Source organism: Pigmentiphaga sp., from assembly GCF_019689535.1.
GTDB lineage: Bacteria > Pseudomonadota > Gammaproteobacteria > Burkholderiales > Burkholderiaceae_B > Pigmentiphaga.
In genome coordinates, this window is the sequence record NZ_JADGHH010000187.1 from 1 (window position 1) to 6,611 (window position 6,611).

Sequence of the window (6,611 nt, forward strand, 5' to 3'; positions counted from 1 at the left end):
AGGCGTCACGGCCAATGGCACCATCAAGATCGGTAGCCTCGTCGTCCGCGGCTTGAAGGCGAGCAATGTGTCGGCCTCGGTCCGGGTCGCCAAGGGCCGGGCCGACGTCAGCGGGCTGAAAGCGTCGCTGTATGGCGGAACCTTGTCGGGCAGCCTGTTTGCAGACGCGGCCTCGCATCGCATCGGCTTTGCCCCGACGCTGGCCAATGTGTCCCTGGGGCCATTGCTGTCCGACGTGGCACAAGAGCGCAGGCTGAGCGGGCGCGGCACGGTCGCGGTCAACGTGACGGCGACGGGCAAGAGCGTGGAGGCCATGAAGCGCGGCCTGAACGGCACGGTGAACCTGTCCCTGCGCGACGGGGCCATTAAGGGTGTGAACATCGCCCAATCGCTGCGCGAGTTCCGCTCCCTGCTCTCGCAGCGCAAGGACGATACGCAGCAGCACCACGGGGCGTTGCAGACAGACTTCTCGGAGATGCAGGCGCGCGTGGTGTTCGCCGGAGGCATCGGCACCGTGCGCGACCTCAGCGTCAAGGCGCCACTCTTGCGCGTCGCCGCAGGCGAGCCAGCCAAGCTCGACGTCCCCGCGCAGCGCGTGGACCTGGTGGCGTTGGTCACGGTAGTCAACACCAGCACGGGACAGGACGGCAAGGATCTGGCCGAACTCCACAACGTGACCGTGCCCCTGCACATATCCGGGCCTTTCGACGCCCCGTCCTATACGATTCAATGGAGCCAGGTCGCGGGCAGCGTCCTCAAGAACTTTCTTCAAGAAACGATCCAGGAAGGCTTGGGCAAAGCGGAGCCCGTGGACAGGCTGCGCGATCGCCTGAAAGGAATATTCAAATGAAGCAAACCCGTCGCCGCCCGGATTCTTCGAACCGGATAGCCCTCCACCGTCCGGCAGTCTCGTCCAGCCGGGACTGCCGGCGTTCGCCTCTCCCTTTTTCGACCCTGTTCGTCCAGGCCGGGGAGCGGTGATCGATGTCTATCGCAATTTCCGGGCTGTACATCTATCCCATCAAGTCTTGCGGCGGCATTTCGCTCGAGCGATCGGCTATTGGCATGGCCGGGCTGCATAACGACCGCCGCTGGATGGTGGTCGATGAGCAAGGCGTGTTCCTGACGCAGCGCAGCCATCCAGCCATGGCCCGCATACGGACGGACCTGCGCGACGGCTACCTCGTCGTGACTGCCCCGGGCCAGCCCCGGCTCGACATTCCCGTCGACGTGGTGGAGGACGACGATTCCGTCCGGCGCCGCGTCAAGGTTTGGCGCGACGAAGTCGATGCCGTGGACGAAGGAGATCTGGCCGCGCAGTGGTTTGGCGCGCTGCTGGGCACGCCGTGTCGGCTGGTCAAGGTGCATCCGGAATCGCAGCGTGTCGCCAGTGTGGCGCGAATCGAAAACTGGCTGGCGCGCCACCCCGCTGCCGCGGACTTCCCGCGACATCACATCTTTGCATTTGCCGACGGCTACCCTGTGCTGGTAACGAACGAGGCCTCGCTCGCCGAGTTGAATGACAGGCTAGAGGCCAAGGGACAGCCGGCCGTGGGCATGGAGCGCTTCCGCCCCAACGTGGTCCTCAGCGAATTCGGCGCCTTCGACGAGGACTACACCGTGCTGATCACGGTGGGCGACGTCCGCATGGCGCTGGTCAAGCCCTGCGTGCGTTGCGAAATTCCGAACACTGATCAGCTCACCGGAGCCCGCTCGACCGAACCGATGGCCACGCTGGCGACGTTCCGCAGCGGGCCCGATGGTGGCGTTACTTTCGGCATGAACGCCATCGTCAGCGCCCCGCCGGGCGCGACGATCGCGGTCGGAGACAGGGCGGAAGTGGTGCTCGATTTCTAATCGCTTTATTCGGGCTTGATGTTTCTTTCTTTGGCGATGCGGGACCAGGTGGAGATTTCCTTGCGTAGGAAATCCGCAAATTCTTGCCGGGTTCCGCCCACCACGTCGACGACATCCTGCCTCAACCGTTGAGCGATGTCCGGCCGCTTGATGAATGCGTTTACCGCATCATTCAGGCGAGCGGTGATGTCGTCCGGCGTATTTGCCGGAGCGAAAATTCCGTACCAGTTGACAGTTTCGAAGCCGGGCAGCCCCGACTCGGCGACGGTCGGGATGTCAGGCAGTGCCGGGCTGCGGGCTTTTCCAGTCAGCGCAACGGCACGCAGCTTGCCCGACTTGACCAATGGGATGGAGCTGCTGGGGTTGTCGAAGAGATAGTGGACGGTGCCGCCGACAAGGTCGCTGATGATGGCGCCGGTCCCCTTGTACGGGACGGGGGTCGTGGTGATGCCGGCCATGGCGGAAAACAGTTCGTTCGACATCGAGCTGGTGCCCGTGGTCCCTACCGTGGCGACAAGGAGCGAACCCGGCCGCTCACGGCTGACGCGCAGCATCTCTTGTATCGTCTTGGCAGGAGCAGAGGGCGAGGCTACCAGCAGCATGGGATTCTCTGCGATCCGTACCACGGGTACCAGGTCTTTGAGCGGATCGTAGGGAAGGTTGCTGTATAGGGCTGCGACGATCGAATACGGGGCCGTGGTGAGCAGCAGCGTTTGTCCATCCGCACGCGATTTGACCACGGCCTCTGTGCCGATGATGGTATTGGCGCCGGCACGGTTTTCCACGACGAAGCGTTCGTTGAACGTCTGCGAGAAATGGTCCGCCAACAGGCGCGCAATTTGGTCTGTCGTGCCGCCAGGAGGGAAGGGGACCACTATTTTGACCACGCCCTTGGGCCAACCCGAGTCTTGGGCGATGGCATGCCCGGCTGGATAAACGGCAGCACCGAGCGCAGCGACGAGTGAAGTCAGAACTTGGCAGAGCTTATGCATGGTGATCTCTTAGACGGGGAAATAGGGCCAGGGCGTTGTTGCGCGCGATTGCTGCCTGCGCAGGAGCATCGAGGCGTGGGCTTGTGGTCAGGGCGTCCACCGTGCGGGCCGTGACTTCAGCGGGGGCGTAAGGCCAATCGCTGCCGAACAGAATATGGTCTTGGGGAGCGATTTCCGTCAGCGCGCCGAGCGTAGCGGGGCCGGCCGAAATGGCAGTATCGAAATAAAAGGTGCCAATCCGCCGCAAAATTTCCTCGGGCGTCAAGTCTGCGAAGCGGGGGTCGATGAACGGTGCCATGGATTGGCGCCAGGCAATGTAGGGCAGGGTGCCGCCGGCATGCGCGAGAATGAACTTGATGCGTGGGAACCGCTGCAGCGCGCCGCTGAACACCAGGTTCATCGCCGCTCGGGTCGTATCGAATAGGAATTCGGCCATCCAGCCCGGCCAGCCAAGCGTCAGGTTCCGGCTAGACGGATGGAAATTGGGATGGATGAATACGACCGCTTCGCGATCATTCAGCACATCCATCACTGGATCGAAATATGCGTCGCCAAGAAAGCGTTCGCCGTAGCTCGCCAGCAGGCACACGCCGTCTGCGCCTAATGTCGAAAGCGCGTAATCGATCTCCGTGCAGGCGTCGTCCACATTCGGTAGCGGTACGGTGACGAAGGCCCCGAAACGGCGCGGCCACCGTGCGACGACTTCTGCATGAAATTCATTGCAGGCACGTGCCAATTCGCGAGCTTGGGCATCATCCCCGAAATGAACGCCGGGTTGCGAGACGGAAAGAATGCTCGTTTGGATGTCGTGCCGGTCCATCAGCTCAAGGGCCTGTTCTGGCGACCAGCTAGGGAAGCCCGAGGTGATGGTTGGACCACGTCCCGCCGCGACGACCGCTTCTTTGAAGCAGGGCGGCAGGGAATGGGCATGAACGTCTATCCGGGAAGCGGACATGGGTTGCTCCATAGTGGAGACTCGGTCCGGCATCCGATCGCCTAGCTGGCCCAAGAAGCGCGAGCGTAAGCGCCATAGGCAGCAGCCTCCTGGACGTTGTCTCCGTATTTTGTTTTCTATCTAGTACGTCCACGCCACTATAAACACTGGGGTTAAATTAGGTAACCGAATGTTGCTTATTTAGCGGATAAATTTTTCTTATGACTATGGCCAATATCGACCTGCACGCGCTCCGGTTGTTGGACGAAATTTACAAAACCGGCAGCTTTTCGCGTGCCGCTGATCGATTGGGGCTGACACAACCCGCCGTTAGTTTGGCGTTGGCGAAGTTACGCGCGCATTTCAACGATGCCATGTTCGTGCGCGTGGGTAACGTCATGCGGCCGACGCCGCAGATGGAGGGGCTGATCGAAAACGTGCGCCTGGCGATCAAGCAGCTTGAATCAACGCTGAGCTATCGCCTCGAATTCGACCCGCTCACGACCGAGCGCACGTTCAAGGTCGCGATGACCGACATCGGTCAAATCATCATTCTGCCCCGCTTGCTCAATGCGCTGCGCGTTCGGGCTCCGCGGGCGAGACTGGAATTCATCAACATCACTGAGCGCATTGCCCAGCAGCTGGAGTCCGGCGAAGTAGACCTAGCCATAGGCTTTGTTGCGCAGTTGAGCGACGTCTTCTATCAACAGACGCTGTTCGAAGAGCGTTTCGTCTGTCTAGCGCGCACCGGGCATCCTCGTATTCGCGACGCGTTGACCTTGGAGGACTTCGAGTCGGAGTCTCACGTGTTCGTACAAACGTCGGGCACAGGCCATCTCTTGGTGGATAGAACCATCGAAACTCTGGGCATCAAGCGTCGGATAGCGGTACGAATCCCGAATTTCCTCGGGCTGGCGACGGTCATTGGCAGCACGGACCTGCTGTGTACCGTGCCCAAGCGGGCAGGTGTGGCGATGGCCCAAATGGGGGCGGTGACCGCGTGGCCCGTGCCGTTCAAGCTGCCTTCGTACGCTGTCCGGCAACATTGGCACGAGCGTCAGGCCAGGGACCCAGGGAATCGTTGGCTCCGGGAACTGCACCTCGAGATCTTCGGCGAGGATCGAGCGCCGGAATGAGGGTAGGGGCTAGAACGCCGCCGGGAGGGATGTCGAGCCCGCCGTGCGCTTCGGCGGCTATTCCCCCGCTTCCTGCCCCGTCAGGCGCCGGTACTTGGCCATGAGCTGTTCCTGGTTTTCCCGCCAGTCGGGATTGAACTCGATGCACTCCACAGGGCATACCACTTTGCACTGTGGTTCAGCGTGATGGCCGACGCATTCGGTGCAGCGGGCGGGATCGATTTCATAGATCTCTGCGCCCATGTAAATGGCGTCGTTGGGGCACTCGGGCTCACAGACGTCGCAATTGATGCATTCGTCGGTAATCAATAGAGCCATCGAAACTTCCTTGCTGCGGGCGGGCTCAGTTTCCGCCCTTCCCACCCATTTGCGCCACCTTGGCATGCAGCCAACGCTCGACCGAGGGGAATACGAATTTGCTGACGTCGCCGCCCAACTGTGCGATTTCGCGCACGATCGTGCCGGAAATGAACTGGTACTGGTCGGATGGCGTTAGGAACATGGTTTCGACATCGGGAAGCAGGTATCGGTTCATTCCTGCCATCTGAAATTCGTACTCGAAATCCGAGACGGCGCGCAAACCCCGGACGATGACGCGGGCATTCTGCTCCCGCACGAAATCCTTCAGCAGGCCGGAAAAGCTTTCCACTTGGACGTTGGGGTAATGGCCCAGGACCTCCCGGGCGATCTCGACGCGCTCGTTGACGGTGAAGAAAGGGGCTTTGTTGCGGCTCACCGCCACGCCGACCACCACCTTGTCGAACAGGCCGGCCGCACGGCGGACCAAGTCTTCGTGGCCGCGGGTCATCGGGTCGAAGGTGCCGGGATATACGGCAATGATCATGCGTAGGCTCCGTGTGTTCTAGTGATTCGCTTCCACTGGCGGGCTGCCTGCCCTTCGCCATGGGCATAGGGAAAAGATCGGCTACGCCGCGGCTGCGATTTTTTTCATGCGGCGCATAGCGGCCGTCGGGATCCGTTCTTCGGATGGTGAGATTATTTCCTTATTTGCGCGGCGCAGCAAATTACCCATTGCGCATATCAGACGTTTCGGCCCCCTGCGTGCCGGACTCTAGGCAAAAGAGATGAAAATGCACCGATCCCGCCCTGTCTTGCCGGAGCAGTTCGGTGCCAGGCGGGGCCTCCACGGGCGCTTCCGCTTCGACATAAAGCATCCCTTCGGCGGTGAGCATGCGCAGCGCCAGGGGGACGATGCGCTCGAGCCAGCCTTGCCCGAAGGGCGGATCCAACAGGATGAGGTCGAAACGGGGCAGCGTTCCCTGTGCCAGCGCCGTTTCGGCATTGCCCACGAGAATGCGCACGTTGTCCGCGCCCAACCGGGTCCGCACCGCTTCCAGCCCGGCGGCCGCCCGGCGGTCGGCCTCGATGAGAATGGCTTCTTTCACCCCGCGCGATGCAGCCTCGAAACCGAGCGCCCCCGTGCCGGCAAAGGCGTCGAGCACGGTCTTGCCGGCGAAATCCCCCTGCCACAGGTGATGCAGCCAGTTGAAAACGGTCTCCCGCACCCGATCGGGAGTCGGCCGCAGTCCGGGCAGATTGAGCACGGGAAGGGGGGTACGCTTGAATCGGCCGCCGATGATGCGGACCTTGTGCGGGGCGGTTCGCGCGCGGGGAGAAGGAGGGCGTGATGAGGACATGGCTAGGGACCGGTAGAATCCCAGATTCTATATG

At 61.8% G+C, this 6,611-nt stretch carries 8 protein-coding genes; 3 read left to right on the plus strand and 5 right to left on the minus strand.

What is annotated here, in order from left to right:
* Both IRZ12_RS14315 and IRZ12_RS14320 read left to right on the plus strand, forming a co-directional pair.
* Nucleotides 1-850, plus strand: an 850-nt coding sequence (locus tag IRZ12_RS14315) for an AsmA family protein (protein WP_296469651.1), incomplete at its 5' end; no start/stop codon positions are given.
* A gap of 134 nt (nucleotides 851-984) precedes the next feature.
* Complete coding sequence (locus IRZ12_RS14320) at nucleotides 985-1,857, plus strand: MOSC N-terminal beta barrel domain-containing protein (protein WP_296469652.1); 873 nt, start codon at nucleotides 985-987, stop codon at nucleotides 1,855-1,857.
* Nucleotides 1,858-1,862: 5 nt separating this feature from the next.
* Here the strand turns inward: IRZ12_RS14320 and IRZ12_RS14325 are convergent, their stop codons facing one another.
* Both IRZ12_RS14325 and IRZ12_RS14330 read right to left on the minus strand, forming a co-directional pair.
* Nucleotides 1,863-2,849 (minus strand): tripartite tricarboxylate transporter substrate binding protein, encoded by a 987-nt coding sequence (locus tag IRZ12_RS14325; protein ID WP_296469654.1) that lies wholly within the window; start codon nucleotides 2,847-2,849, stop codon nucleotides 1,863-1,865.
* Nucleotides 2,842-3,804 (minus strand): amidohydrolase family protein, encoded by a 963-nt coding sequence (locus IRZ12_RS14330; RefSeq protein ID WP_296469656.1) that lies wholly within the window; start codon nucleotides 3,802-3,804, stop codon nucleotides 2,842-2,844. The genes IRZ12_RS14325 and IRZ12_RS14330 overlap by 8 nt, the downstream gene beginning before the upstream one ends.
* 200 nt (nucleotides 3,805-4,004) lie before the next feature.
* On the opposite strand from IRZ12_RS14330, the gene IRZ12_RS14335 reads away from it, so the two are divergent.
* Nucleotides 4,005-4,919: a LysR family transcriptional regulator gene (locus tag IRZ12_RS14335; protein ID WP_296469658.1), complete on the plus strand. Its 915-nt coding sequence runs from the start codon at nucleotides 4,005-4,007 to the stop codon at nucleotides 4,917-4,919.
* Nucleotides 4,920-4,976: 57 nt separating this feature from the next.
* Here IRZ12_RS14335 and IRZ12_RS14340 read toward each other — a convergent pair whose 3' ends face one another.
* From IRZ12_RS14340 to rsmD, 3 genes are all read right to left on the minus strand, one after another.
* The gene (locus IRZ12_RS14340) at nucleotides 4,977-5,237 is read right to left on the minus strand and encodes a YfhL family 4Fe-4S dicluster ferredoxin (RefSeq protein ID WP_296469659.1); all 261 of its coding nucleotides are present in this window, start codon (nucleotides 5,235-5,237) and stop codon (nucleotides 4,977-4,979) included.
* Nucleotides 5,238-5,262: 25 nt separating this feature from the next.
* Nucleotides 5,263-5,763: a pantetheine-phosphate adenylyltransferase gene (gene coaD, locus IRZ12_RS14345; protein ID WP_296469661.1), complete on the minus strand. Its 501-nt coding sequence runs from the start codon at nucleotides 5,761-5,763 to the stop codon at nucleotides 5,263-5,265.
* A 181-nt stretch (nucleotides 5,764-5,944) separates the two neighbouring features.
* Nucleotides 5,945-6,577, minus strand: coding sequence for a 16S rRNA (guanine(966)-N(2))-methyltransferase RsmD (rsmD, locus tag IRZ12_RS14350; RefSeq protein ID WP_296469663.1), 633 nt, complete (start codon nucleotides 6,575-6,577; stop codon nucleotides 5,945-5,947).
* Between the last annotated feature and the right edge of the window lie 34 nt (nucleotides 6,578-6,611).

What these genes read in the sequence shown, in the direction of transcription:
- IRZ12_RS14320 (WP_296469652.1), top strand. Translation starts at nt 985, where the DNA reads ATGTCTATCGCAATTTCCGGGCTGTACATCTATCCCATCAAGTCTTGC.
- IRZ12_RS14325 (WP_296469654.1), bottom strand. Translation starts at nt 2,849, where the DNA reads ATGCATAAGCTCTGCCAAGTTCTGACTTCACTCGTCGCTGCGCTCGGT.
- IRZ12_RS14330 (WP_296469656.1), bottom strand. Translation starts at nt 3,804, where the DNA reads ATGTCCGCTTCCCGGATAGACGTTCATGCCCATTCCCTGCCGCCCTGC.
- IRZ12_RS14335 (WP_296469658.1), top strand. Translation starts at nt 4,005, where the DNA reads ATGACTATGGCCAATATCGACCTGCACGCGCTCCGGTTGTTGGACGAA.
- IRZ12_RS14340 (WP_296469659.1), bottom strand. Translation starts at nt 5,237, where the DNA reads ATGGCTCTATTGATTACCGACGAATGCATCAATTGCGACGTCTGTGAG.
- coaD (WP_296469661.1), bottom strand. Translation starts at nt 5,763, where the DNA reads ATGATCATTGCCGTATATCCCGGCACCTTCGACCCGATGACCCGCGGC.
- rsmD (WP_296469663.1), bottom strand. Translation starts at nt 6,577, where the DNA reads ATGTCCTCATCACGCCCTCCTTCTCCCCGCGCGCGAACCGCCCCGCAC.